Genomic DNA, 25,912 nt, shown 5'->3' on the forward strand with positions numbered 1-25,912 from the left:
CGGATCTCTTAGCGTGATGCGCATGGAACGTTGGAACCGTGCAATGGACGCCATCGAGGACAATCTCGACGGCTCGATCGACGTGCCAGAGCTCGCCCGCCTGGCACTGACGTCGGAGTATCACTTCAGACGGGTGTTCTCAGCGCTCGCCGGTATGTCGTTGTCGGACTACATCCGCAGGCGGCGGCTGACCGTGGCGGCCGCAGCTGTGATCGCCGGCGAGGAACACCTCATCGACATCGCCACCCGTTACGACTACACCTCGGCCGACGCCTTCACCCGGGCCTTCAAGCGCATGCACGGTGTCGGCCCGGCCGAAGCACGACGACCGGGCGCGCGTCTGCGCTCGCAGCCCCGCCTTTCATTTCACCTCACCATCGAAGGGAGCAACGACATGCACTACCGCCTTGTCCAGAAGGACGCCTTCCGCCTGGTCGGCTCGCGAATCCGGGTGCCGCTGGTGTTCACCGGCCCCAACCCGGCGATCATCGACTTCGAGCGCAACTTCCCCGCCGATGTCGATCACCTCCTCGCCGAGCTGAGCGATCAGGACCCCGCCGGAACACTCGCCGTGTGCACTGACTTCGATGAAACACGGGCCGAGGGCACGGAAATCGACTACTACCACGCGGTGGCCACCTCGCGGCCTGTCCCTGAGGGCCTCGACTCCCTCCAGGTCGCCGCCGGACTGTGGGTGGTCTTCGAATCGTCAGGCCCTCTGCCGGAGTCGCTTCAGCAGCTCTGGCCGGCGGCGTACTCGGAGTGGCTTCCGGCCAACCCTTTTCGACTCGTCGAAGGCCCGGAGATCGTTCGTGTCCAGTTGTCGGACGACAACCAGACCGGTGTCGGCGAACTGTGGTTGCCGATCGAGCCGGCTGACGACCGCAGTCCGGCGGCGATCAGCTGAGGAACGCGCGGCCACCGAGCGCGGCGGCGAGTTCGGTTGCCTCGCCGACCCCGACGTCGACCACGTAGTAGGCCTTCTCCCCCGATGCCGTGGTCGCCGTGACGGTCGCCAGGCCGAGCCTGCGCTGAAAGATCGACTGCTGCACGGACGCCCCGCTGACCCCGCGCAGCTGAACGGCGTCGAACCGGCGGAGGAAGTATCCTCGCCGACTGAACAGGTAACCGTCTTCGATCCGATGCCCCAGGCCGCTATAGTTGCCGAGCGCCGCCGGGATCATAAGCACAGCTGCCAGGACCGGGATCGCCAGCAGGGCGATCGGCAAGTGCCAGAACCACACTGCGGCCCCGAGCCCCGCTGCCCCGAGCACCACCGCAGACTCGTAGTGGAACAGGATGCGCCGCAGGGCCGCCGCGGGATGCCGGTGCAGCCAGCCTGTTCGGAGCCTGTCCGCGGAGAGTACGGTCTCGCCCAGCAGTGTGTTCGCCAGGGACACCGGAATGTCGCGGGTGGTCGTCGGCACCAGCACCCCCGATTCCTTGTTCTGCTGATCGGCGCTGACGCCGGTGAGAATGGGCAGCAACCGCGCACCGCGCAACACCCTGGTGGTCAGGGCCTCCGCTATGGTCACGCCCCGCAGCCGGGATTGATCGACGGTGAAGGAACGAGTTGTGAACAGACCCCGCGTCGCGACGAACCGACCGCGCTGCTCATGCACAAGGGTGTAGCTCCACCAGGATTCGACGAACACCGCTGCCGCGCCGACGATGCCGACCAGGACGAAGCAACCGACCGTGGTGAGCAGCCACAGCCCCCAGGAGACGCGGTCCAGATACTCGGAGAAGTACCACCCGACGTACGTATCGGGGCTGCGGCCGAGAAACTGCATGCCCTGATAGACGAACCCGAAGATCGCTGTGGGTGCAACCACCGACCACACTCCGACGATCGCATAGAGCATCCAGGCCCATCGGATCCGGAGTACCGCGGGCGGCGACAACACCTCCAGCCCACTCTGGGGTAGGTCTCGTGAGTCCTCGACCGACCCGGTGTCGCGATGGCTTCCGGCTGCGGCAAGCAGTTCGGCCCGCAGCGAAGCGGCAACCGGCTTGCGCACCGCATCGAGCTGCAGACCCGAGTCACCGGCCCCCACCTGCTGTCCGGTGCCGATGGTCACGATCGCCAGGGAAAAGAGCCGCAGAATCGGTTTCGCGGTGATGTCGACCGTCCTGATCCGGTGCAGCGGGACCCTACGGACGCGTCGGACGAACAGCCCTGAGGTGATCTGCAGTTCGGTTCCGGTGATCCGGTACCGAAACCTGACGTATTGCAGGATGTAGAAGCACGGTACGGCGATGGCCACCACCGTCAATGCGACGAGAGTTCCCGACACCGACGAATCCCGCTGTCCCAGAAAGACCCATGCAAAAGCCACCGGACCGACCATGACCAGCATCCGGGTCAGCGCGGCGCCGATCATCCGGCTGTCGAGCCGCTGCCACGGAACGCCTGAGGGCAGGTTGTCCAGGGAAACGAGCGACCCCGCGGAGGGATCGTCGCTCACGTCGCGTCCCCGACTGTGCTCTCCGTCGCCACGGTCAGTTCGGCCACGAGGTCGTCGGCAACCGCCTGGTCCAGGCCTTGGATGACGATCTCGCCGTGTGCTGATGCCGTGGTGACCGAGACCTGCGCCAAACCCAGCATTTGGTGCAGCGGATTTCGTTTGGCTTCGACGGACTGGATGCGTGAGAGCGGCGCCACCTTCCACTCTCGGGACAACCATCCGGTCTTCGCATACACGGCGGTACCACTGGCTTCCCACCGATGGACCCGATAACGCAGGAACGGCATGGTCACCGTCCACCCGAGCAGAGTCAGACCGGCGATCGCGGCGGCGATCAGAAAACCCGAGCGGACACCCGACCAGATGATGGCCGGAGCGACCAGCGCGGCCACCGTGATCGTCAACACGAACAGACACTCGAGGAGCCAATACCAGCGTGACCGCGGGTCGATCCGATTTCGTGGTGGCCTGGGTTCTGTGGCGCGCAACGCAGAATCAGCAGACGTCAAAGGAACACTGTCCTCTCGGTGTCGAAGTCGATGAACGCTTCGAGGTCGCCCCAACCCGCTCGAGTGTGTGCGGGCACACCGAACCCGTCGGAGCGTAGTTCGCCCGTGCAGACGGCAGAGAAGCGATGAAGCCCGAACCCGGTCTGGTCCGGATCGCCCCACCGCAGTAACTCGATCGAGTCAAGCGTTCCAGAGGCGGCGACATGAATGGTCACGTCGTGGATCGTGCCGTCGACCTCCACCGCGGCCATCGCGCTGTCCTCGTCCACTGCAGTCCAGTTGACCCCGGGCGACAACGCGGCGGCCGGTGTCAGAATCAACTCACTGGCCAGTCTGCCCGCGGCACTGCGCGACACATCATCACCTGTTGCAGTGACAACAGGGATCAGACCCCCTAGACGCCAACGCATTTCACCACTCCATCACTGTAGCGATCGAACCCACGAACGGGCAGCGGGCCGAATCGAGCAACGGCGGCCCAGACATATCCACGGCGGGCGGCGATGATCTGCCTCGCCTCGAAAGCTCTCCACGCGCCGATTCTGATCTGTCCGCTCATGGTCACGATCACTGACGTTCGCAGCGCAGCACCCACGTCGATCGAGCGCAACAGCCACCGTGCCACCGGTTCAGGCAGTCCCGAGACCATGTCCACGGAGAAGTTGGCGAGCGTGGTCGTGTCGGTGGCCAGATCAGTCCAGACGTCCGCCACCCGCCTCGCTGACCGTGGTGCCGCGGTGTTGAGGTCGGCAGCGGCGTGGGGCATGTGGCCCAGCATAGGTGCTGAGCTACAGGAAATTCAGGACGTCGTCGCCCCACGCCTCACGCAGATCTCGGTCGAGATCGTCGATCACCGAGTCCTGACGATCGATCACGAGGGTCGCTCGTTGTTCGCGCTCGTAGGGGAACCATTCCGGATCCCCGGGCAGGCCGCGTGGATGTCCGTCGACCGCAAAGGAAACCCAGCGGTTCTGTACCCGCGCCGACAGTGCCTTGCCCACCTTCAATCCACCGAGCTTGAACGTGATGTCCTTGCGACCCATCACGAGATTGCCCCACACGTAGGGCAATTCGGTCGCATGAGTCGCTCCGACGCGGAGCGCACGCAACATCGGTGTCGCCCAATCGAATCGGTAGAGGTATACCGGCGCCACCGCGCTGTGGGCCTCGGCCAGCCAGATCGTCGGCATGCGGAAGCCGATGTCCCGGGCGACGGCGAGGCCGGCCGCCTTGAGCTTCATACCCGAATAGGCCGAGCCGATCTCGGCTTCGCTGGGAAGTCTGAGTTCTGGCTGTTCCGCGACGATCTCGGTGAACATGGCTCTGATGGCATCCGGCGTGATGGGCATCAACGGCGACTTCATCCACTTGAACAGTGCGGCCTCGTCCTTGTTCGTCCCGATGATGAGCGGCACCGGGTGCGACTGTCCGGCCCTGAATGCTGCCAGCGGGTAGTCGGGAAGCAGGTCGCGATCGACGGTAGGCGCGAACGCGAGCGTTCCGGGGGCCGTGGCCGGGACGTCGCTGAACAACGCCAGACCCGCAGCGACGATCTTGTCGACGGGTAGATCCTGAAGAGCCCCGACGTCGCCTTCATCGATGCCGAGGATTCCCAGGAATGTAGTGGCCACCCGTTTGGCACGCGCACTGTCATACACCGAAGTCGCGGGTGCACTCTGGGCTATCGCGCGAGCGAACAGGCCGCGTGCTGCGGGAACGGTCAGCATGGTCGTGACAATCGACCCACCGGCCGACTCACCGAACAAGGTCACACGGTCAGGATCCCCTCCAAACCTTGCGATGTTGTCCCGGACCCACTCCAGAGCCAGGATGAGGTCGCGTAGCGCCAGGTTCGTGTCGAAACGGTGTTCGCCGGTGCTGAACCCCGACAGGTCGAGGAATCCCAACGCGCCGAGCCGGTAGTTGACGGTGACCACGATGACGTCGCCGTCGGACACCAGCGCCCGGGGATCGTACAGCGGCTGGCTGGACGACCCGAAAATGTACGCGCCGCCGTGAACCCACACCATCACCGGTCTGGCGTCCCCGGCCACCACGCCGGACGCCGCCGATACGTTGAGGCTCAGGCAGTCCTCGTCCTGCACGATGCCGTCCCCGAGCCTGATCACCGGGTTGCTCGGCTGCGGTGCGACCGGACCGAAGTCGCCGGCGTCAGCCACCTCGGTCCAGGGTTCGGGGGGCACAGGGGCGCGCCACCGCAGCTCCCCCACCGGCGCCGCTGCATAGCGAATCCCCCGCCACGACTTCGTGATCCCGTCGTCGAGGCCGCGGACCGGTCCGTTGGTGGTCTCCACCACGCCGCCATCGTCTGCCATCTCGAAGTTCTCCTGCCGCCGAAGTGCGCTCTGTTGCCACACTAACGAAAGTCGCCGGGAATGCTGTGAGACGACCAATGCGTTGATCAGGACTGTGTGCCGTCGGCGGGCGGCACAATCCACCTGCGAAAGGCTATCGACAATGAGCGACAAGGTCTGGTTCATCACCGGGACTTCCCGTGGATTCGGCCGAGAATGGACGATCGCAGCCCTCGAACGCGGAGACAAGGTGGCGGCGACCGCGCGCGACACCGCCTCACTGGCCGACCTCGTCGACCAGTACGGCGATTCGATCTTGCCGATCGAACTCGATGTGACCGACCGCGACGCGGATTTCGCGGCGGTGGCACGTGCGAATGAGTACTTCGGCCGCCTCGACATCGTGGTCAACAACGCCGGGTATGGCCAGTTCGGCTTCATCGAAGAACTCAGTGAACAGGAGGCCCGCGACCAGATCGAGACCAACGTGTTCGGTGCCCTGTGGATCACTCAGGCGGCACTACCGTTTCTGCGGGCGCAGCGCAGCGGACACATCATCCAGGTCTCGTCGATCGGCGGGATCAGCGCATTCCAGAACGTCGGCATCTACCACGCCTCGAAGTGGGCCCTCGAGGGCTTCTCACAAGCGTTGTCCTTGGAGGTCGAGTCGTTCGGGGTTCACGTCACCCTGATCGAACCCGGCGGCTTCGACACCGACTGGGGTGGCTCGTCTGCCAAGCACGCGACGCCACTCGACGACTACGCAGACGCGCACCAGGCGGCAGCGGAAGCTCGCAAGAAGCGCACGTCCGCGCCGGGCGATCCGCAGGCGTCGGCGCGCGCGATCCTCAAGGTCGTGGACGCCGAGAAACCGCCGCTGCGGGTGTTCTTCGGTGCTGCGCCGCTCGATATCGCGAAGGCCGATTACGCGAGCCGGTTGCAGACGTGGGAACAGTGGCAGCCGGTCGCTGTCGAAGCACAGGGCTGACCGAGCCGAACCCCGCGCGCTGACGCACAATGATCGGCGTGGCTAGTGATGATCGCGGACCGGCAGCGAACTCGGCCGGTCCTGGGCTGTCGATCGGCCCGGGGCCGACCACCCGGCTGACATCGTCGAGAACCTCGGTGTCGCCGCGGGCACTGCAGTTCCTCTCCAAGGAGTCGGGCAGCGCCGGACTGTTGCTGACCGCGACCGTCCTGGCCTTGGTGTGGGCGAATGTGCCTGGCGCCGGGTATGACTCGTTCTGGCACACCGATGTGGTGCTCCAGATCGGCTCGTGGTCGACGGCACTGGATTTCCAGCACATCGTCAACGACGCGGCGATGGCCATCTTCTTCCTGGTGGTCGGCTTGGAGATCAGCCGCGAGGTCACGGTCGGTGAGCTCACCGATCGCCGCACCGTGATCATCCCCGTGCTCGGTGCCATCGGCGGTCTGGTCCTGCCCGCCCTGATTTACCTGGCCTTCCAGCCCACGGGCCCCGCCGCGGCGGGCTGGGGTATCCCGATCTCCACCGACACCGCCTTTCTGCTCGGCATCTTGGCGCTGTTCGGGCCACGGTGCCCCGATCAGATCCGGTTGTTCCTGCTGACCCTTGCGATCGTCGACGACATCGGCGCGATCACCGTCATGGCAATTTTCTACACCGACGACGTGTCACTGCCGGCCCTCGGTGTGGTCGCCGCACTGGTCGCGATTCTGGTGTTCATGCGCTGGGCGCGTATGTGGAAACTGCGGCCCTACATCCTGGTGGGCATCGCGTTGTGGTGCGCGGTCTTCGAATCGGGACTCCATCCCACGCTGGCCGGCGTCATTCTGGGCGTGATCATCCCGACCGCAGCGGTCGAACCCGAACAGCGCGAACGAGTTCGTGCCTATGGCCGCCTCGCCATACAGCGTGCGGACGCCACCCGGGCGAGGTTGGCGTCGGCAGCGGTGCGGGCAACGGTTCCCGCGAACGAGCGTCTCCAGGACGCACTGCACCCCGTGAGCGCGCTGGTGGTGGTCCCCCTGTTCGGTCTGGCCAACGCCGGCGTGGTGCTGAACGCGGATGCTCTGAGCGCGGCATCGAGCTCGTCGGTGACCATCGGGATCATCGTGGCGCTGGTCGTCGGCAACGGTGTGGGGATCTCGATCGCCGCGGGACTCGCCCTCAAGTTCGGGCTCGGGTACCTCCCTGGCCAGGTCCGCTACGGGCACCTGATCGGCGGTGCGGTGCTCGCCGGCATCGGGTTCACGATCTCGCTGTTCATCACCGACCTCGCCTTCGACGACCCGACGCTGCAGCAGGACGCGAAGATCGGCGTGCTCGTCGGTTCAGCCATCGCGGCCATCCTGGGGTCGGTGTTGTTGCGCTATCTCGGTGAGCGACTTCCGTTGTGCAGTCTGGCCGACGCCGACAATCCACCGAGCCTGCCAGTCGGGCCGTGGATCGACCCCACCCTCCGCTGATACCCCCCGCGCTGACGCCTAAGCAGAGCCGGTGGCCTCGCGTAGGGCTTCGAGCTCCATCTCTCCCGCGTACCGGACACCGTCGATGAACAGGCTCGGGGTCCCACGGACACCCTCGCCGACTCCCCTGTTGTAGTCCGCCTCGACCGCTGCCTTGTAGGGCTGTGCCGCCAGGCCGATCACCGAGTCGATCACCCCGGCCCGGTACGCGTATTCCGCGAGGTGTGAGTCGTCGAGATGGTTCTGGTGGGCGAACAGCTCGTCGTGCATGTCCCAGAACCGTTTTCCCGACGCCTCGGCCGCCAATGCCGCAGTGAGCGCGAACGGGTGCACTTCGAACAGTGGGAAGTGTCGGAAGATCAGACACGTCCGGCCGTTCGACTCGTCCACCACTCTTTTGAGGATCGGAGCGGCCGCCTGACAGTACGGGCATTCGAAATCGCCGTATTCGACGATGCGGACGAGTGCGTCGGGGTTCCCGTAGAGATGCCGATCGGGATCGATGTCGCTCACCCGGACATTGTCACAGATCTCGGGGAGGTCCTCTTTCGAGGAGTCGGCATCAGGCAGCCGGAGGTCGACCCGGGTGGCTCTCACCGCCCATAGACTGGCGGGATGACAGTACCCGGGTCGGACGCAGCGGAGATCCAGCGACTACGCGAGGCGCTTGCTGCGGCCGAGGCAGCTCTGGACGGTCTCATCGCTGGACTCGCCGCCGATGACACCGCCTCCCCTGATGCGGATGCGCAGTCAGAGGAGGCAGCGACGCAACGAACGGAAGAGCGCGCGGCCGCCCTTGCCGACGACATCGCCCGGCTTCGCAGGCAGGTCGAGCAGTTCCGGGATCAGGCCTGACCCGGGACCCGTGCGCCGCCGAGTCCCTCAGCGCAGTGCGGGCACCACTTCATTCTCGAACAGTTCGATGCCCGACAGGTCGTAGGCGGCCTCGGGGAAATAGAAAATGCCGTACGACATCCCCTTCTCCTTGAGCACCGACAGTTTTTCGATGATCTGTTGCGGAGTACCGACGCCGGGCAGGTTCCGGAACGCCCCCAACGCCGCCTCGGCCTTCTCCGCGCCGACGTGCGGGGTCAGACGCTCCACCAAGGTCGCCAGCCGCTGCTCTACCTCGGCCTCCGTCGACCCGATGGCCACGTTGTAGTTGGCAGAGCGGACGATGGCGCCGAAATCGGTACCGACAGTCTCACAGTGCGCACGCAGGATCTCCGACTTCTGGGTGAAGCCCTCGGGGGTGCCGTCGAAATTGGTGTACTGCGCGTACTTTGCCGCGATCTTCAAAGTCACCTTTTCTCCACCACCGGCGACCCAGATCGGAATACCGCCGTCCTGCAACGGAAGTGGTCGGCAGATGGCGCCGTCGACCTGGTAGTGCTTGCCGTCAAGCGTGGCCGAACCAGTGGTCCAGGCCTGCTTCATGATCTGCACACCTTCGTCGAGGCGCCCCAAACGCTCTCCAGCCGAGGGGAATCCGTAGCCGTACGCTCGCCACTCATGCTCGTACCACCCGCCGCCGATACCCATCTCGACCCGCCCGCCGGAGATCAGGTCTGTGGTCGCTGCCACTTTGGCGAGGTATGCCGGGTTGCGGTAGCTCATCGCCGTGCACATCTGACCGAGGCGAATCCGTGAGGTCGATGCAGCAAGAGCCGACATGAGGGTCCAGGCCTCGTGCGTTGCCTCCTCGGTCGGCGCCGGGACAGTATGGAAATGGTCGTAGACCCACAGCGAGTCCCACGATCCCTGATCCGCCCGGACCGAGAAATCGCGCATCACCGCCCACTGATCTGCGGGGTCGATACCGACCAGGTCCAAACGCCAGCCCTGAGGAACGAACAATCCGAATCGCATGGACTCGATCCTAGACTCGGGCCATCTGCGCGTCCGGCTGCAGCAGCGCCGGCGGCAGCTCAGGCCTCGGCGAGTTGGGCCAGTTGCCGAGTGACAGTCCCCCACCCGTCCTGGAAGCCCAGTTGGTCGTGGGTGTTTCGATCAGTGATGTCTTTGTGCATCGCGGTGGCGGTGTATTCGGTGCCTTCCGGGTGATCGGCAAACGTGATGGTGGCCGTCATGAAGGGGTTCGGGGCAGGACGCCATCCACCGACCAACGCAGTGGTGAACACGATGCGTTCGAGGTGGTCTACCGCGAGGAAGCAACCATCGATATGCGGAGAGAAATCACCACCGCGCTCGCGTATCTCGGTTCTGAAGGCGCCGCCGGGGTGCAGGTCGAAACCCGCCACCCTGCATTCGGCCGGGGCGGGAACCCACCATTGCTCGAACTTTGCGGGCTCGGTCCAGGCGGACCAGACGGTCGCCCGCGGCGCTCGGATGATGCGTGAGACCACCAGGTCGCGCTCGGTATCGATGGACTTGGTCATTGGTTGTACTCCTCTGATGCGGTGACAAATGCTTCGAGCCGGTCGGTCCGGCCCTCCCAGATCGCGCGCTGCTCCGCAAGCCACGACTCGGCGACCTCGAATCGCTGCTTCTCGATCACGCACGTGCGAACCCGCCCGGCCTTTTCCGTGCGAATCCAGCCGCTGGCCTCCAGCTGCCGTATGTGCTTCATGAAGGACGGCAGCGCCATGTCGAACGGCGCGGCGAGTTCGCTGATGCTCGCCGGCCCCTGACCGAGCCTGCCCAATACCGCACGTCGGGTGGGGTCCGCCAGCGCCTGGAAAACGCCGTTCAACTCCTGCTGATACTGAGCCATAAGGAAAAGTATCAAGTGGCGACACTTAGCGCAAGGGCTAAGCGTCAGTGATCACCGGCGGGATGGTTCGCCGGTGCCTGTCACCGTGGTGAGGATGAATACAGAGTCCTCTGACGCCGCGACACTGTGCCGATGGTTGCTGAGACCGCGCAGCTCCCCCGATCGGAGGGTCACCTCGTCATCGCCCGCGATCACGGTGACCGTTCCGGACAGCACAAGCACGCTCGCCGCCGGTGGCGAATTGTGCTCGCCCAATTCCGAACCCGCGACCATCGCGATCAGGGTCTGCCTCAGCGGGCCATCGTGGACGAGGATGTCGGCGCTCCGGCCGTGCGGGTCATCGTGCGCGAGCCGCAGATGTTTCACCGCCAGATCGTCGAGGTTGGAATCGGTGTCGACCATTACCGGCGTTCCCTTTCCGTCGGTTCCCGCGATACGTCAACGCTAACGCCTTTCCGCGTCCCAGGGTCGTGCTCGGCGACAATGGACAGATGACAGCAGACGGTCTACACCCGGTGGTGATCATCGACGCAGCCAACGTCGTCGGTTCCCGGCCAGATGGCTGGTGGCGCGATCGTCGAGGAGCGAACGAGCGTCTGCGGGACGCGCTCGAGTCGCTGTCCGAGCACGGCTTCGGTGGTGTCGACCCACCGATTCGCGTCCTTCTGGTGGTCGAGGGCCAAGCGACCGGAATCACCTCGACTCCCACGGTAGAGGTGAAAAGCGCCCCGGGTTCGGGCGACGACCACATCGTCGAACTGGTCGCCGCGCACACCCACTGCGCGACCTGGGTGGTCACCGCCGACCGGGAACTGCGCGCACGTGTGCAGTCCCTCGGTGCACAGGTGACGGGACCAGGGGCATTGCGCGACGACAAAGATCGCTAGCCCCGCCGGGAATTGATAGCACCCGACTCATGTTGATTGAGTCGTACGCACTCAACTCTTCACAGGAGGCTTTCCCGAATGGCAGCATTCTTCGGGCCCGACGGCCCGCGGCGCATCGACATCAGTCGTCTGATGAGCAAGTCCACGCAGGACCTCATCGCCCAGGCGGCGCAGTTCGCCGCCGGTCGCGGTGACGCGGAGCTCGATGCACTCCATGTTCTGCACGTCATGGCCGAGCACGACCCGACACGCGGGTTGATGCAGCGAGCCGGAGCGGACCCCGCGGCCGTGGCTGCGGCCGTCGAGCAACGTCTGCCCGGCGGAAGCCCGTCCGCGGGGATGGGCACCACGACATTGAGCGCCGCGGTCCGCACTGCGGTCTTCGAAGCACATCAGCTCGCGCAGGCGCTGGGCTCGACCTACATCGATCCCGAGCACCTGTTCGTCGCCCTGGCGGGCGATCGGGACAGGTCGGCAGGCCGCCTGCTGGCCGCTGCCGGACTGACGCCCGAGCGTCTGCAGACCGCACTGCAGGGTGGTTCGGAAGAGGAGGTCTCATCCAGCGAGACCCCGAACCTGGACAAGTACGGTTTCGACCTCACCGAACGCGCTCGTGCCGGTGGAGTCGACCCTGTAATCGGCCGTGCCGATGAAATCGCGCAGACCATTGAAATCCTCTCCCGACGGACCAAGAACAACCCGGTCCTGGTGGGAGAAGCGGGTGTCGGCAAGACCGCCATCGTCGAGGACCTCGCCCAGCGGATAGTCGACGGGGACGTTCCGGAACGTCTGTCGGGCAAGCGAATCGTGCAACTCGACCTGTCGAGCATGGTGTCGGGAACCCGCTATCGCGGTGATTTCGAGGAACGCCTCAACAGCGTCATCGATGAGATCGTCGCGCACTCGGATGAACTCATCGTCTTCATCGACGAGGTGCACACCATCGCGGGGGCAGGCGCCGGTGCCGAGGGGTCCATGGACGCCTCGAACATCCTCAAACCGAAACTCGCTCGGGGTGAACTGCACATCGTCGGCGCGACCACGCTCGACGAATACCGCAAGAACATCGAGAAGGACCCAGCTCTCGAGCGGCGATTCCAGCCGGTGACGGTCCCCGAGCCGAGCATCGCCGACGCGATCGCAATCCTGACCGGCCTGCGCGGCAGTTACGAGGAGCACCACGGCGTCCGATACTCCGACGAGGCGATCACCGCAGCCGTCGAGTTGTCGTCGCGCTACATCGGCGACCGGTTCTTGCCGGACAAGGCGATCGACCTCATCGACCAGGCGGGTGCACGCATGCAACTGGCGTCGCCCGGAACCGACATCGAGGCCTTGCGCAAGAAGTTGACTGCACTCGAGGCCGCCAAGGAAGAGGCTGTCGCTCAAGAGAACTACGAGAAGGCATCGGCGTTGCGCGACGAGACCGCTGCGGTTCAGGCCCGTCTCGACGGGAGTCCGGACGCGCCGGTGTCCACATCCGAGGTCACTGCCGATCACATCGCTGACGTCGTCTCCCGTGCAACCGGGATACCCGCCAGCCAGATGACCCAACAGGAAATGGAACGGCTGCGCCGTTTGGAAGACGAATTGCACCAGCGGGTCGTCGGTCAGGATGATGCGGTCAAGGCCATCGCCCGCGCGGTGCGCCGGAGCCGTACCGGTATGAGCGATCCGGATCGTCCGGTCGGCAGCTTCCTGTTTCTCGGACCCACCGGTGTGGGAAAGACCGAACTGGCCAAGGCTTTGGCGACGTCGCTGTTCGGCGACGAGAAGAAGCTGCTGCGACTGGATATGAGCGAGTTCGGCGAACGGCATACGGTGAGCCGTCTCATCGGGGCGCCTCCCGGTTACGTCGGCTACGGCGAAGCAGGTCAGCTCACCGAACAGGTTCGGCGTAATCCGTACTCGGTCATCTTGCTGGACGAGATCGAGAAGGCCCACCCGGATGTGTTCAACACGTTGCTCCAGGTTCTCGACGACGGCCGTCTGACAGATGGACAGGGTCGAACGGTCGACTTCAAGAACACCGTGCTGATCATGACCAGCAACCTGGGGTCGGACATCATCTCGAGCAAGTCGGGTGGCCTCGGTTTCAACTCGGGTGACACCGGGGCGGCCGAGAAGCCGATGCGCGAGAAGGTGATGGGGCGGCTGCGCGAGTCGATGCGGCCCGAGTTCTTGAACCGCATCGACGAGATCGTGATCTTCCGCAAGCTCGACGCCGTCCAGCTGCACGAGATCACCGATCTACTCTTGGCCGACAGCCGCAAGCGGCTCGGCGCCAAGGGTATCGAGATCGAGTTCAGTTCTGCTGCGGTGGACTGGATTGCTGAACACGGACACCAGCCCGAGTTCGGCGCCCGGCCGTTGCGGCGGTCGATCCAGCGCGTGGTCGACGATCGCATCGCCGACCTGTTGCTCGACGAGGTCTTGACCGAGGGCGGCAAGGTGTCGGTGAGCGTCACCGATGACGAGCTCGACCTGATCGTCGCCTGACGAGATGCACTCCAGATCCCCGGCTCGGGGTTTCCGAGCCGGGGATCTCGGCGTCCGGGGTGCCGTCGCGGGTTCGAATGATTTCCGACAATTGTCGAGAGATTTGCCTACGGTTGTATCTACCTGGACGTCGGATGCGGACAATAGTTTCGAAGGGGTCATCCGAACACCACCGATATGCGCTGAGGTGAACTGCAGAACATGCCTTACATCACTACTTCTGACGGAACAGAGATCTACTACACCGAGCAGGGCTCAGGACAGCCCGTCCTCCTGAGCCACGGTTGGCCACTGTCGTCCGACGCCTGGCAGACCGAACTCAAGATCCTCGCCGACGCAGGCTACCGGGCAATCGCTCACGATCGTCGCGGACATGGCCGCTCGTCGAAGACGTACGACGGCAACAACATGGACACGTACGCCAAGGATCTCTCCGAACTGGTCGAGGCGCTGGATCTGAAAGACCTTGTGGTGATCGGACACTCGACCGGCGGCGGCGAGGTCGTACGATATGCCGCGCAGTACGGCAAGGGCCGCGTCGTCAAAGTCATCACCGCCGGCGCAGTGCCACCGGTGATGGTGAAGTCGGAGGCCAACCCCGAAGGCACCCCGATCGAAGCATTCGACGGCATCAGGGCGGGTGTGCTCGGCGACCGCTCGCAGTTCTACCAAGACCTGACGGAGCCGTTCTTCGGTGCCAACCGCGAAGGCTCACAGGTCTCGCAGGGCGCGAAGGACGACTTCTGGCGTCAGGGCATGCTGGTCAACTTGGCAGCGGCTTACGACTGTGTGAAGGCGTTCTCCGAGACCGACTTCACCGAAGACCTCAAGGCGCTCGACGTTCCGATCTTCATCGCTCACGGCGACCACGACCAGATCGTTCCGATCGACGCGGCCGCGAAGAAGTCGATCGACCTCGTCAAGGACGGCACGCTCAAGGTCTATGCCGGAGCGCCCCACGGCATCTTCGGCGCGTACCAGCAAGAACTCGACAAAGACATCCTCGAGTTCATCAAGAAGTGACCCACGTCCTCCGGGTCCGGCTGCGCTCGCGCCGGGCCCGGATGACGCGTACGTCCCTCCGCGATCGTGGAGTTTCAGGCCGGGGTCGGTCGGTCAGGCTGTGGTTCGTTCGCGATGGCCTCTAGGGCAACGTCGGGGTTGTCGACTGTCGTCCGGCGCCGCGGAAGTGCACGACCTGCGACTGCCGCGCCGATGATTGCGATGGCCGCAAACGTGAAGAGAAGCAATTGCGCCGACCGCAGCGCTGACGGTTCGCCGATGTTGACCAGCACGCCGGCGAGGGCAGCGCCGAATGCGTTGGCGATGAGTTGCACGGTATTGATCGCTGCGGAGGCCCTCGGTCCTTCCCCTGGTTCGGCGACCGAGCTCATCGCGGCGACTGCCAGATGCGGCCAGGCAACACCGATTCCGACGCCGGCGACAAGCAAGCCGATCGTCCATGCAATGAGGACGCCGAATCCGGCGTGATCGGTGACGAACGCCGCCATGATGCCCAGGCCGACGGCAACGAGAATCGGTCCGCAGACAACGATGCGCCGCACCACACCACGGGCGGTGGCGGACGCGCTCGGCACTTCACCCAGAGTCCATCCCAAAGCCAGTGCCGCACCAAGGAATCCAGCGGCTATGGGTGAAAGGCCGGCGAGTCGCTGACCGAACAGGGGTATGAACATCTCTGCCGTTGAGGCGACAGCAAGGACGACGATGGTCAGATACACCCATTTGAGCGATGAACCGCTGAACGTCGACGGCGGGAGGATGCCGTGAGCGGCGCGGCGGTCTGCTGCGACGAAGGCTACAAGAATCACGACTGCAGCGCCCACCATCGCCGCGGTGACCATGAGGTTCGACAGAATTCCGGCAATGCTCACCATCGCCGCTGCCGCAGTCAACAATGCCAGCGAGAGAGCCGGGACCGGGGTCTTGGTGGCGACGCCGACAGTCTGGGGCGGGAGTGCGCCGGGGACTAGGACGGCGACGGCGATCGTCGCAATGATCAGAACGCCAAAGGCCCAGCGCCAGATGCTCAGTTGGGCGAATACTCCGCCGATCGCGGGGCCGGCGAAGGTGCCGACACCCCACATCGCCGACACCAGCGCCGCGCCGCGCGTCCAAAGGTGTTTCGGGAGGGCGGCGTTGATGACGGCATAACCGAGCCCTGCCAAGAGGCCGCCTCCCAACCCCTGGATCATTCGACCGACCAGGAAGAGTTCCATCGTCGGGCTGACCGAACACGCTGCCGTGCCGACTGCGAAGACTGCGAGGCCGATCAGGTAAGCCCGTCGTGGTCCGCGACCGGTCAGGATATTGCTGACCAACATCGACGAGATCACCGACGCGACGAGGAAGACCGTCGTCGTCCAGGCGTAGTACCGCTGACCGCCGATCTCTTCGATGGCGGTGGGAAGCAGACTTGTCGTGAGGTAGACGTTGGTCGCGTACAGCGCGACGCCCCCGGCGAGGACTGCGGCGGTGCCGAGGTATGGGCCCCTCAGCAGTTGTCGCCAGGTACCGGATGGAGAGTCGTTGGGAAGGTGCATGGTGACGACTGTAAGATCTCAAGTGCACTCTAGATCAATATTGCACACCCATTGGAAGGCAGAATGATCCGGAAAAGCGACGAACTCTTGTCGATCGGGCAGGTGGCGGCGCGAACCGGCGTTGCCGTCTCCGCGGTCCGCTACTACGAAACCCTCGGACTCATTCCCGCTGTGCGTACTGCGGGAAACATGCGGAAGTTTCCACGACACACGATCCGACGGGTGTCGTTGATCCAGCTGGCGGTCAGGTTCGGCATACCTCTGGCCGAGGTCGCGGAGGTGTTCGCGTCGCTGCCCGACGGTCGAACTCCGAACAAGAAGGACTGGCAGAAGATCTCGCACGGGTGGAATGAACGCCTGGAGGAGCGCAAACAAGCAATCGGGCGAATGCAGAACGAACTGACTGGATGCATCGGCTGTGGGTGTCTGTCGCTGAAGACCTGCAATCTCCTCAACCCGGGTGACGAGCGCGGCCGAGAGGGCCCTGGCGCCCGACGTATCTGAGCTACAAGGGAGTCCGGCAATCCGATGCAGTTAACCGACCGCAGCCTGCAATCCTGCCGACACCGCGGGCGCGGGAAAGAGATTCTTGCCGTCGACGCTGAAGGTGTTGTCGCTGTTGGTCAGCACGATGATCGTGGTGTCCGAGTCATAGTCGTGGAACAGCACACTGTTATAACCCGGGATGTCCCCGTCGTGACCCCACCACCCATTTCGGTCGCCGATTCCGAAGCCGTAACCCATCGTGGCGGTGTTCGGCGGGATATCGCGGACGATCGAATCACGGCGCAGTTGTTGCGTTTGCGCATCAAGGACGCCCTCGCCGGTGAACAACGCGTGTCCCCACTTCTTCAGATCGTCGAGGGTGGAGATGACCGCACCGGCCGTGAATGCGAACGACGGATTCCAGTGCGTTGAGTCGACATTCTGGCCGGGCGGCTGATTCTGGTTGGTCAGGCCGTCCATGTGCGGATCACCGATCTCGATGGATCCACCCGCGAACGTGGTGTCCGACATACCGAGTGGCTCGAACAACCGCTCCTCGAAGACATCTGCGACCGGCTGTTTCAGCACCTGTGCGATCACCATTCCCAGCAGGACGTAGTTGGTGTTCGAGTAACTCCACCCCTGCCCCGGTGCAAAATCGGCAGGAAGCGGTTTGACGGCGTCGACGAGTTCTTGCGGTGGCCAGTCATATTCGGGGTCCGCGAAGTATTTGGTCACTACTGCGTCCGACTCCGTGTAACTCGGAATCCCGCTGGTCATGTCCGCCAGCTGCGCCAACGTTGCCAGATCGCCGTTGGGTAGACCGGGGACGTACTCACCGATCGGGGTGTCGAGCGACAGCTTGCCCTCTTGAACCAGCTGCAGCAGCACGGTCGCCGTCATGGTCTTGGTCAACGAACCGATGCGGGTCTTGTCGCTGACGGTCGGCGGTTCGGTCTTGCCTTCTCCGACGACTCCTGACGTTCCGGTCCACGTTCCCTCCGGCGAGGCAACCTGCGCGATCACACCGGGAAAACCGGCCTTGGACCGGGTGTCGTCGAGGACCTGTTGAAACTGCGCGGCCTTGTCCGCAGCCACGGCCGGGGCGGCGGACGACGATGAGGCGGCCGCGTCGTCGTTCGATGACGAACACCCGCTCGCCACCAGGGATGCGGTTATCACGGCAGCGATAGCCGCGAGAGCTCGATTCTTGACCTTCATACCTACCTCTATGACTTGTTCTGATGTTGGTCGGCCGATCCAATTGATCAACCGCTTCTGCGACCCCGTTGGACGCACGTCATGCAGCGTAGGATTCCGCGACGCGGTCTCACGGTGATCTAACGGGAGGCCACACGGCTGCACGCTCATGACCTACTTCCGAATCTCCAGTTCGAGGTCCGAGACGATCTGCAGTGGATCGAGTTGTGCCAGACGCACACCGCTGTTCCAGTGGTCTGCGAACTCGACACCGAGTTCGGCGCGGACGAAGTCGAGTTGCGCATCGGTCCCCGGGTGCCATGGCCAGTCCCGGCTCTGCCGCCTGCTCAGGGCGTAGGACAAACCCAGATTGCGTGCGGCCTCGTCGAGTTGCCCGGCGTTGACGAAGTGGTTTCCCCTGGTCTCGAAACTCTCCGAGAAACTGTGCGTGCCCAGCAGCTTCTGCGTCCGGAGCACCTCGTCGCAGTAGCGCAGACCACGTGCGCCGTCGCCCGCGAACTTGGCCGCGATCGAATGAGTGATGTTGGCGAACAATGCAGCCATGTTGTTACCTACAGCGGCATTGTCGGCGAGGACCGCATCGGCCTGGGCCAACGCTGCTGCGCCGTCACCGTCGACCAGAGCGCTCGCGGCGAGAATACTGCGCGCACCCAACACCGTGTGGTCGTCTTCGGGCCCGTCTGCGAGATCCGGGATCGCGACCGCCGCTCGCAGCGCCCACTCGAAGACGTCCCCTGTCCAGGCGCACACCGACACGACGAAGAGGATGCGCATCGCTTCGGATCTACGCTCCACCGGAGGGTTGACGAGTATCGGGATCGCCTGTGCCAACGCCTTCTCCGCCGCAACCCCGTTGTGGCCAAGCGCCTGAGCGCACCCACTGATAGCCCAACCGACCCCGATGTCGAAGGCTCCCGGCGTCATCAGCGCCAGCGCTGCCTCCGCCAACTCTGACCAACGGATGAATTCGACGGTCGCTTCCCGGTCGTGCCAGAAAAAGATCAACCGCCATACCATCGCAAGCCCGTCGATCGTCGGCTTCTCGATCAGCGTCGAGCGCAACACCGCGCGCACCGAGGCCCGGTTGTCTTCGAGCCACTCGTAGTACTCCAGCTGTTCGGTGCGGCCCGGATCGGGGGCTGCGGTGATTCGCCCGATCACCCAGCGATCGCGTACCGATTCTGCGTGCCGGCGCTCGGTCGCAGTCAACTCGCCGGCTGCGTGCGCCCGGATGGGCACGAGCTGAGAGAATCTGGTATTTCGCGACGCAGTCGGTGAACGCTCGGATACCAGCATGGAGCGGTGCACGAGACCGCCGACGAGATCGAGGGCGTCACTCTCGCTCAGTGGGGCGATCGTGCTCAACTGTGCTGCGGCTTCCAGGGTGAACTGGCCCGGCAGGACCGCGAGACGGCGGTGCAGAATCTGCTCGTCGGTGCCGGCCAGGCGATATCCCCAGTCGACGGTAGCCAGCAGGTTCGAGTGGCGCCCGGTACCCCGTCCGCTGCGGGAGAGGTGTGCCGGCGCTCTGTCGAGGCTGTCTGCGATTTCTGAGAGGTCAAACGTGCGGGCACGTGCTGCCGCGAGTTCGATGCCCAGCGGCAAACCACCTACTGCTGCACAGATCCGGGCAATGGCCACCCCGTCGTGACCGTCTAGGTCCAGATCGCGACCGTCATCCGCTCGTTCGAGAAAGAGCCGGACCGAGGCAGAAGCACCGATGTCAGCAGCCGAATCCTTCAGGGATGGAACGGCCAAGGGCGCAAGTCGGTACCGACGCTCGTCGACGACCTCGAGCGGTTCGCGGCTCGTCGCGAGCACGCTGGACCTCTCGCTCGAGTCGAGCAGGTCATCGACAAACGCTGCGACGTCAGGCAACACGTGTTCGCAGTTGTCCAGCACGATGAGCAGTCGCCTCGAGGACACATGAGCGCGAACCAAACGGTCGATCTGAGTATCCGCCGCCGGACGCAGACCCAGCACGTTGGCGACGAGGGCGGGTACCGAGTCCGCCTGTGCGATGGACGCAAGGTCAACGAACCAGATCCCGTCCCCGAAGTGCTCACGCACTGTGAAGGCGACCTCGGTTGCCAGACGCGTCTTTCCGACACCGCCGGGGCCGATGACCGTGACCAATCGTGAGTTGTCGAGAGACTGCACCAAGTCGTTCAACTCGTCGGTGCGCCCGACAATTCGCGACCGACGACTGGGGAGCTGAACCTCGACCGGCCGACTCTGAGACGCCGGAACGGCACGGGGGCGCAATCGTTCATCATGATCGAGTATCTGCCGGTGCAACTGCTTCAGTTCCGGCCCGGGATCGACGCCCAGCTCTTCAGCGAGAATCCGGCGGACAGTGCTGAACGCGTCCAACGCGGCGGCCTGCCTCCCCGACTGATAGAGGCCGAGGATCCGGTGCATCCACAGTCGTTCACGCAGTGGATTCTCTTCGAGAACCTCAGAGATCTCATTGACGGCCCGTTCGGGTTGCCCTACCTGCATCAGCGCCGAGGCTCGCGCTTCGACCAGGTCGAGCCTCAGGTCGGACAGTCGCGTGCGCAGAGGTTCCAGCGAGCCGGTATCGACCACGTCAGCACAGAAATCCCCCCGCCAGCGCGACAGCGCGCCGTCACTGATTGCCAGCGTCTGGTCGAAATTGTTGTCGGTCAACGACTGTCGGACCTCCGACACGGACCGCATCAAGACCTGGGAGTCGACGCGTTCCGTGGGGACAGCGAGTCGGTAGCCGGCCTGATCGGTGATCAGCACGGTCGGCGCCGCACCGGGACCTCGACCGGGTTCGAGCATCCTGCGCAGCCGCCAGATGTGGGATTCGAGCACTTTGACACTGCGTTCCGGCGGATCGTCGCCCCAGATCGCGGTGATCAGTGCCGAAGTCGGTACAGCATCTCCCACCCGGGCCAGCAGCACCGCCAGAACAGTCGACAGGCGCGCACCGCCCGGAGGCCTGGACAACCCGTCTGACTCGACCAGCAGCGGTCCCAGATCCCTGAACTCCACATCAGCACACTATCGGCGATGTCCGATTCCGTCTCACCGATGGCGGGACGAGTGACAGTCCGTGTCGCCATCGGCGCCTGCACCAAGATTTGACCGCGGTGAGACCGCCGGCCGAAATGATCGGTTCCGAGACATCAGACCTGAACTCAGGCAGTGGAGACAACGGGAGAACACCATGACAGACACCTCGCCGGCAGTGGACTTGCGCGCGATAGCTTTCGCAGAGCCCGAGTTCGACGGTCAGTTCCTGCGGGCACTCGACGCCGTGCTCAGCGGTGGAGCCGATATCGGTGAGTGTTTTGTGACGGCGAGAAGGATCGCCGCCGGCGATCACGACAGTTGGCACCGCGAGTGGAAGGCGACTGCCGACCGCATCTACGCAGCCGCGGAAGCGAGCCTTGCTGCGGGTCACCGAGTCAGCGCGCACGACGCGTTCCTGCGCGCCGTCACGTATTACCGCACCAGTGGCGTGTTCTTTTATCGCCCACCCCTCGATCCCCGCTTCGTCGACTCCTACCGACGGCAGCGCGAAGCGTTCTGCAGGGCCGCAGCGCTGTCGGAGTGGAACATCGAACAGGTGTCCGTGCCCTACGAGACAACCGAGCTCGCCGCCTATTTCGCGACGCCCGGCGGCGCAGGCCCCTTTCCGACGATCATCATCATCGGTGGTTACGACGGCACGAAAGAGGAGTCGTACTTTGCTGGGGGCGAAGCAGCGCTCCGCCGCGGTTACGCGGTTCTCATGATCGACGGGCCAGGTCAGGGCGGCGCACTCATCGAACAGGGGCTGGTGTTCAGACCCGACTGGGAGACCGTGGTCACACCGCAGATCGACTGGCTACGTGCGCGCGCCGACGTCGACGACGAACGGATTGTTCTCCTCGGCCGCAGCTGGGGCGGTTATCTGGCGCCACGGGCCGCGGCCGGCGATCATCGCGTCGCTGCACTCATCGCCGACGCACCACAATTCGCTCCCGGAGAAGGGGCGGTGTTCATGTTGCCGCCCGAGTATCGCGATCAGCTCGATACGGGCGATACCGATCTGCTCAATGCGGTTCTCGCAGAATCGATGTCGAAAAATCCTGTCCTAGACTTCGGCCTCAATCGGGGCATGTTGACGCACGGATTCGCTCATCCCCTCGACTATCTGCGCGACGCAAAGCGCTACACGTTGCGTGCGTACGCGGAGAAGATCAGCTGCCCGACCTTGCTGTGTTCAGGCGAGAACGACTCCAGGGGCGGCGGGGCGAAGCCGTTGTTCGACGCCCTGACCACCACCAAGAAGCACATTGCGTTCACCAACGCCGAAGGCGCGGGGGAACACGACGAGGCAGGTGCCGCAGGACTTTTCGAGCAGCGTGTCTTCGACTGGCTCGACGACACCCTCGCGGGAAAGGTACCGGCGTGAGCAGACGTTCGATTGCTGCGGTGAACGCTGCCATGGCAGTCACCCTCGTTCTCGGCGGCTGCGCCGGCGGCGATGACCCCGGACCGGCACCGACGAACACCGCGGCGTTCGACGACGTCGTAGTGCCGGAAGCGTTCACGAGCGTGACCATGACCCAGATCGGGGACCCGACCTTCCCATTCCTCGGGACCGACGGCAAGTACCACGTCGCGTATGACCTGCAGCTGACCAATGCATCTCCGGTGCCCGCGACCATCGACCGGGTTGATGTGGTGGACGGAACCGAGCCCGAGAAGGTCGTCGCCACTTTTGGCGGCACGGCGCTGGTCGACCCGAACTGTACGTACGGCAACTGTAACCGGCTGCAGAACGTGCCCAACGGCCTCCTCGACACCGCGGTCATACCACCTCGTGAAAGCCGAGTTCTGTTCCTCGACTATGTCTTCGACAACCAGGACGATGTGCCCAAGGCAGTTCTGCACCATCTTCATGGCACCGGGGCCAACTCCCCCGGGTCGCGGGCGCCCGCCCCGATCGACTACTTGATCACCCCGGTCGACCTCTCTGCGGGCACACCCCGGATCATCTCGCCGCCCGTGCGAGGAAACAACTGGATCGCACTGAACGGCTGTTGCGAACCCGGATTCCCGCATCGCGGTTCGACTCTGCCGGTCGACGGAAAGCTGAACAACAGCGAGCGTTTTGCCATCGACTGGAAACGCACTGACGAAGCCGGAGAGTTCTACGTCGGCGACAAGACCCAGAACACGAGCTACGTCGACTACGGAACCGAGATCCACGCGGTTGCCGATGCGACCGTGGTGTCGGTCCTCGACAACGTGGCGGCGAACGCGCCGGGCATCCTGCCCGCTCAGGATCCGGTCTTGGCGGCAAAACTCACGGCACTCAACGTCGACGGCAATCACATCGTCTTGGATCTCGGCGACGGCGTGTACGCCATGTACGCCCACCTCATCGAGGGCTCACTGCTGGTCAAACCCGGGGACAAGGTCAAGGACGGGCAGGTCATCGCGAAGCTCGGGAACACGGGCAATGCCAACGCCTCTCACCTACACTTCCAGCTCATGAACGGCCCCACCCTGCTCGGGGCCGATGGACTCCCCTACGTCTTCGACGAGTTCGACTACGCCGGTCAGGTCCCGCTAGAAACGATCATGGCTGCCGACGACTACTTGAGCGGGGACTTTCTGCAGGAGAAACTCCCCGAGCCCGCGGCCCGGACCGATCAGCTCCCCCTGAACCTCGCGATCGTCAACTTTCCAGAGAACTGAGAGGTCCGAGAGATGTCCACCGGAACCATCCACGAGATCGCGGACGACCTCTTCCTGATCGAGGGGCACCATCCCCACACGCTGTGGGATGACCCCGATCTTCCCACCATCGCCATCTATCGGCGCGGCCCACGGCTGTACCTACTCGACAGCGGCGTCGGTGACGATCAGTACCGCGCGATCCTCGAGGTCGTACGAGGCTTCGACGGGATCGAAGAGGTGTTGTTGCTCAACAGTCACGGGCACGTCGACCATTTGGGTAACAATCACGTGCTGCAAGCGATCAGCGCCACGCGCAGACGGCACTACATCCCGCGGGCGGCTCGTTCGGCGCTTGACTACGAAGCCTTCTTCGCGAAGATGTACAGGTCGGGTATCGGCTACTTCGACTACCTTGCCGGACTCGATCTCGACCCCGAACGGATCGCGAGCCTGCTGCGAACTCTGGGGGCGTCGTCGGCTCTGACCTCCGACGACGTCGCGGTCCTGGGCCATCAGCTCAATTCTCTCGGCATTACGCCGGCGCTCGGCGGTTTCATCCCCTCTCTGGTCGTGGAAATCATCCTCCAGACGTACCCCGAAGTGTTCCTGAGCGTCGACACCATGACGGACTACGAGGATCTCGGCCCCGCCCAAGCCATCTCGATCGGAAGTGCCGAGTGGACCGGGTGGTCGTTCACCGACGACTTGGGTGCCCTCGAGGTCCAGGTGCTGCAATCGGGAGGTCACTCGGCCGGTGGGGTGGTGTTCTTCCTGCCGGAGCACGGTTTTCTGATGCTGGCAGACGAGACATCTGCACTACCGATCTGGACCGACTCGGATCCGCGCAAGATCGCCGCGACCGCAACCCGGGCGTTGTCGATGATCGACGAAGGGCATCTGCGTCAGCTGTGCGCCGGCCACAAGCCGATGCTGCCCGTCGTCGCAGACGCGGCGCGCACCCAGCTTCAGCAGATCCTCGACGTGGGCGCCGAATTCGCTGCCACGGTTGATGCTGTCCTCGAGCGCAACGCTGACGGCCTGTCTGTCGACGAACTCTACGATGTCCTCGTCGCCGAGGCCACACCGAACTCCGTCATCACGATATCCTCCAGCTTGCAATTCCCCGTCTTTGCCACCTTCTTGAAACTGACCCTGCTGAATCACTGTCGTTTGAACCATTATCCCGTCGGCACAAATACCTCCGGTCGGCCGACGTTCCGCCTTCGCTGAGCGGCCCGATGCAACTGCACACCGATCCCGCGTTCGATCGACTCCTACTGCGCTCGCTGTCCGTGACCGCTGTCGGCGCCGCGAACGCCACCGCCATCGCCGGTGTCGGCACCCAGGTCGCGCCCGGCGAAGTGGTGTCGTGGGAACGCTATTGGCGCCGCGAAGGTGATCGCGCCCTCGAACGCGCGGACGATCGCCTGGCCGCAGACGACGTTTCCGGCGCGGGCAGGCAGCTGCTGAGCGCGTCGTGGTCATACGGACAAGCAGCGCATTTCTACCGAAGTGACCCCGCCTCCGAGATGTGGCAGACCAACCGCCTCTCTCAGATCTCTGCCTTCCAGGCGGCGATACCGTTGCTGCCGAACCGGTGTGAACCGATCGTGATGTCAACCAGGGTGGGCAATTGCCATGGGTATCTGATCGGTGAGGAACAGAACGCAGGCGCCTATGTCCTGATCCCCGTCGGTGTCGAGATGTCGGCGGAAGATTCCTACGCCCTGTTCGCTTCGACGGCCGAAGCGGTGGGCGCGCGATGCCTCGTGATCGACCTCTGCATGAGCGATGGAACCCGTGCCGCGGACGCCGACGTGATGGGTACCGCCCTGACGTGGTTGACAGGCCGGTCATCGAAGGTGTTCGTTCTGGGCTGGGGGGCATTGGCCTCCCGCACTGTCGCCGCCATCGGGGACCACAGCGGACTCGCAGCCGTACTGTGCTGTCCGGACGCCGCCGAGGCGGACGCGGTGTGCCGACTGCTTCCGGCTCTGGAGTGCCCATCTGTGCTGCTGCCTCCGGATTCGGAGGTGGCAGCGGGCTTGCGCTGGCTTCCGTCGAACGTTCCGTGA

General features: G+C 64.3%; 25 protein-coding genes. 12 read left to right on the plus strand and 13 right to left on the minus strand.

Annotation, left to right across the window (positions count from 1 at the left end; genetic code table 11):
- Window positions 1–22: 22 nt before the first annotated feature.
- Entirely contained in the window at window positions 23–907 is an 885-nt protein-coding gene (locus BH683_RS20635) for an AraC family transcriptional regulator (RefSeq protein ID WP_084838225.1), read from the plus strand.
- Here the strand turns inward: BH683_RS20635 and BH683_RS20640 are convergent.
- From BH683_RS20640 to BH683_RS20660, 5 genes are all read right to left on the minus strand, one after another.
- The gene (locus tag BH683_RS20640) at window positions 900–2,468 is read right to left on the minus strand and encodes a PH domain-containing protein (protein WP_084838131.1); all 1,569 of its coding nucleotides are present in this window, start codon (window positions 2,466–2,468) and stop codon (window positions 900–902) included. The two genes, BH683_RS20635 and BH683_RS20640, sit on opposite strands and share 8 nt — an antisense overlap.
- Window positions 2,465–2,875 (minus strand): PH domain-containing protein, encoded by a 411-nt coding sequence (locus BH683_RS20645; RefSeq protein ID WP_210405246.1) that lies wholly within the window; start codon window positions 2,873–2,875, stop codon window positions 2,465–2,467. The genes BH683_RS20640 and BH683_RS20645 overlap by 4 nt, the downstream gene beginning before the upstream one ends.
- Before the next feature lie 98 nt (window positions 2,876–2,973).
- Complete coding sequence (locus BH683_RS20650) at window positions 2,974–3,333, minus strand: DUF6544 family protein (RefSeq protein WP_084838133.1); 360 nt, start codon at window positions 3,331–3,333, stop codon at window positions 2,974–2,976.
- Window positions 3,334–3,371: 38 nt separating this feature from the next.
- Window positions 3,372–3,743 carry a DUF6544 family protein gene (locus BH683_RS20655; protein WP_143696101.1) on the minus strand — a complete coding sequence of 124 codons (372 nt, stop codon included), beginning with the start codon at window positions 3,741–3,743 and terminating at the stop codon, window positions 3,372–3,374.
- A 22-nt stretch (window positions 3,744–3,765) separates the two neighbouring features.
- Window positions 3,766–5,313 (minus strand): carboxylesterase/lipase family protein, encoded by a 1,548-nt coding sequence (locus BH683_RS20660; protein ID WP_084838226.1) that lies wholly within the window; start codon window positions 5,311–5,313, stop codon window positions 3,766–3,768.
- 142 nt (window positions 5,314–5,455) lie between these two features.
- Here BH683_RS20660 and BH683_RS20665 point away from each other — a divergent pair, with 142 nt between their 5' ends.
- Both BH683_RS20665 and nhaA read left to right on the plus strand, forming a co-directional pair.
- Complete coding sequence (locus BH683_RS20665; RefSeq protein ID WP_084838135.1) at window positions 5,456–6,280, plus strand: SDR family oxidoreductase; 825 nt, start codon at window positions 5,456–5,458, stop codon at window positions 6,278–6,280.
- A gap of 38 nt (window positions 6,281–6,318) precedes the next feature.
- Window positions 6,319–7,743 carry a Na+/H+ antiporter NhaA gene (nhaA, locus tag BH683_RS20670; protein ID WP_246833500.1) on the plus strand — a complete coding sequence of 475 codons (1,425 nt, stop codon included), beginning with the start codon at window positions 6,319–6,321 and terminating at the stop codon, window positions 7,741–7,743.
- Between the two features lie 18 nt (window positions 7,744–7,761).
- On the opposite strand, the gene BH683_RS20675 is transcribed toward nhaA, so the two are convergent.
- Window positions 7,762–8,340 (minus strand): DsbA family protein, encoded by a 579-nt coding sequence (locus BH683_RS20675; RefSeq protein ID WP_246833501.1) that lies wholly within the window; start codon window positions 8,338–8,340, stop codon window positions 7,762–7,764.
- A gap of 18 nt (window positions 8,341–8,358) precedes the next feature.
- Here BH683_RS20675 and BH683_RS20680 point away from each other — a divergent pair, with 18 nt between their 5' ends.
- Window positions 8,359–8,598: a hypothetical protein gene (locus BH683_RS20680; protein WP_084838137.1), complete on the plus strand. Its 240-nt coding sequence runs from the start codon at window positions 8,359–8,361 to the stop codon at window positions 8,596–8,598.
- 27 nt (window positions 8,599–8,625) lie between these two features.
- Here the strand turns inward: BH683_RS20680 and BH683_RS20685 are convergent, their stop codons facing one another.
- From BH683_RS20685 to BH683_RS20700, 4 genes are read right to left on the minus strand one after another with little or no spacing between them, the layout of a single operon-like run.
- Complete coding sequence (locus BH683_RS20685; protein WP_084838138.1) at window positions 8,626–9,612, minus strand: LLM class F420-dependent oxidoreductase; 987 nt, start codon at window positions 9,610–9,612, stop codon at window positions 8,626–8,628.
- Between the two features lie 59 nt (window positions 9,613–9,671).
- The gene (locus BH683_RS20690; protein ID WP_084838139.1) at window positions 9,672–10,142 is read right to left on the minus strand and encodes an SRPBCC family protein; all 471 of its coding nucleotides are present in this window, start codon (window positions 10,140–10,142) and stop codon (window positions 9,672–9,674) included.
- Window positions 10,139–10,477, minus strand: coding sequence for a metalloregulator ArsR/SmtB family transcription factor (locus BH683_RS20695; RefSeq protein WP_084838140.1), 339 nt, complete (start codon window positions 10,475–10,477; stop codon window positions 10,139–10,141). Before BH683_RS20695 ends, BH683_RS20690 begins: the two co-directional genes overlap by 4 nt.
- 51 nt (window positions 10,478–10,528) lie before the next feature.
- On the minus strand, window positions 10,529–10,879 hold the full coding sequence (locus BH683_RS20700; protein ID WP_084838141.1) for a cupin: 351 nt from the start codon (window positions 10,877–10,879) through the stop codon (window positions 10,529–10,531).
- A gap of 89 nt (window positions 10,880–10,968) precedes the next feature.
- On the opposite strand from BH683_RS20700, the gene BH683_RS20705 reads away from it, so the two are divergent.
- The 3 genes from BH683_RS20705 (at window position 10,969) to BH683_RS20715 (ending at window position 14,886) form a co-directional block, all read left to right on the plus strand.
- The gene (locus BH683_RS20705; RefSeq protein ID WP_084838228.1) at window positions 10,969–11,364 is read left to right on the plus strand and encodes an NTP pyrophosphohydrolase; all 396 of its coding nucleotides are present in this window, start codon (window positions 10,969–10,971) and stop codon (window positions 11,362–11,364) included.
- A 78-nt stretch (window positions 11,365–11,442) separates the two neighbouring features.
- Window positions 11,443–13,863, plus strand: coding sequence for an ATP-dependent Clp protease ATP-binding subunit (locus tag BH683_RS20710; protein WP_084838142.1), 2,421 nt, complete (start codon window positions 11,443–11,445; stop codon window positions 13,861–13,863).
- A gap of 201 nt (window positions 13,864–14,064) precedes the next feature.
- Window positions 14,065–14,886, plus strand: coding sequence for an alpha/beta hydrolase (locus tag BH683_RS20715; protein WP_084838143.1), 822 nt, complete (start codon window positions 14,065–14,067; stop codon window positions 14,884–14,886).
- Window positions 14,887–14,960: 74 nt separating this feature from the next.
- On the opposite strand, the gene BH683_RS20720 is transcribed toward BH683_RS20715, so the two are convergent.
- Window positions 14,961–16,427 carry an MFS transporter gene (locus BH683_RS20720; RefSeq protein WP_084838144.1) on the minus strand — a complete coding sequence of 489 codons (1,467 nt, stop codon included), beginning with the start codon at window positions 16,425–16,427 and terminating at the stop codon, window positions 14,961–14,963.
- A gap of 63 nt (window positions 16,428–16,490) precedes the next feature.
- Between BH683_RS20720 and soxR the strand changes: the two genes are divergently transcribed.
- Window positions 16,491–16,931, plus strand: a complete 441-nt coding sequence (soxR, locus tag BH683_RS20725) for a redox-sensitive transcriptional activator SoxR (protein WP_084838145.1) — start codon at window positions 16,491–16,493, stop codon at window positions 16,929–16,931.
- A gap of 30 nt (window positions 16,932–16,961) precedes the next feature.
- On the opposite strand, the gene BH683_RS20730 is transcribed toward soxR, so the two are convergent.
- Together BH683_RS20730 and BH683_RS20735 are read right to left on the minus strand one after the other, a co-directional pair.
- Entirely contained in the window at window positions 16,962–18,134 is a 1,173-nt protein-coding gene (locus tag BH683_RS20730) for a serine hydrolase domain-containing protein (protein ID WP_084838146.1), read from the minus strand.
- 153 nt (window positions 18,135–18,287) lie between these two features.
- Window positions 18,288–21,155 carry a BTAD domain-containing putative transcriptional regulator gene (locus tag BH683_RS20735; RefSeq protein WP_084838147.1) on the minus strand — a complete coding sequence of 956 codons (2,868 nt, stop codon included), beginning with the start codon at window positions 21,153–21,155 and terminating at the stop codon, window positions 18,288–18,290.
- A 175-nt stretch (window positions 21,156–21,330) separates the two neighbouring features.
- Between BH683_RS20735 and BH683_RS20740 the strand changes: the two genes are divergently transcribed.
- From BH683_RS20740 to BH683_RS20755, 4 genes are read left to right on the plus strand one after another with little or no spacing between them, the layout of a single operon-like run.
- Window positions 21,331–22,563 (plus strand): alpha/beta fold hydrolase, encoded by a 1,233-nt coding sequence (locus tag BH683_RS20740; protein WP_084838148.1) that lies wholly within the window; start codon window positions 21,331–21,333, stop codon window positions 22,561–22,563.
- Entirely contained in the window at window positions 22,560–23,855 is a 1,296-nt protein-coding gene (locus tag BH683_RS20745; protein ID WP_246833502.1) for a M23 family metallopeptidase, read from the plus strand. The genes BH683_RS20740 and BH683_RS20745 overlap by 4 nt, the downstream gene beginning before the upstream one ends.
- A gap of 12 nt (window positions 23,856–23,867) precedes the next feature.
- The gene (locus tag BH683_RS20750) at window positions 23,868–25,067 is read left to right on the plus strand and encodes an MBL fold metallo-hydrolase (RefSeq protein ID WP_084838149.1); all 1,200 of its coding nucleotides are present in this window, start codon (window positions 23,868–23,870) and stop codon (window positions 25,065–25,067) included.
- An 8-nt stretch (window positions 25,068–25,075) separates the two neighbouring features.
- Entirely contained in the window at window positions 25,076–25,912 is an 837-nt protein-coding gene (locus BH683_RS20755; RefSeq protein ID WP_084838150.1) for a hypothetical protein, read from the plus strand.

Origin of the sequence: Williamsia sp. 1138 (assembly GCF_002095435.2) — a bacterium.
Classification (GTDB): Bacteria; Actinomycetota; Actinomycetes; order Mycobacteriales; family Mycobacteriaceae; genus Williamsia.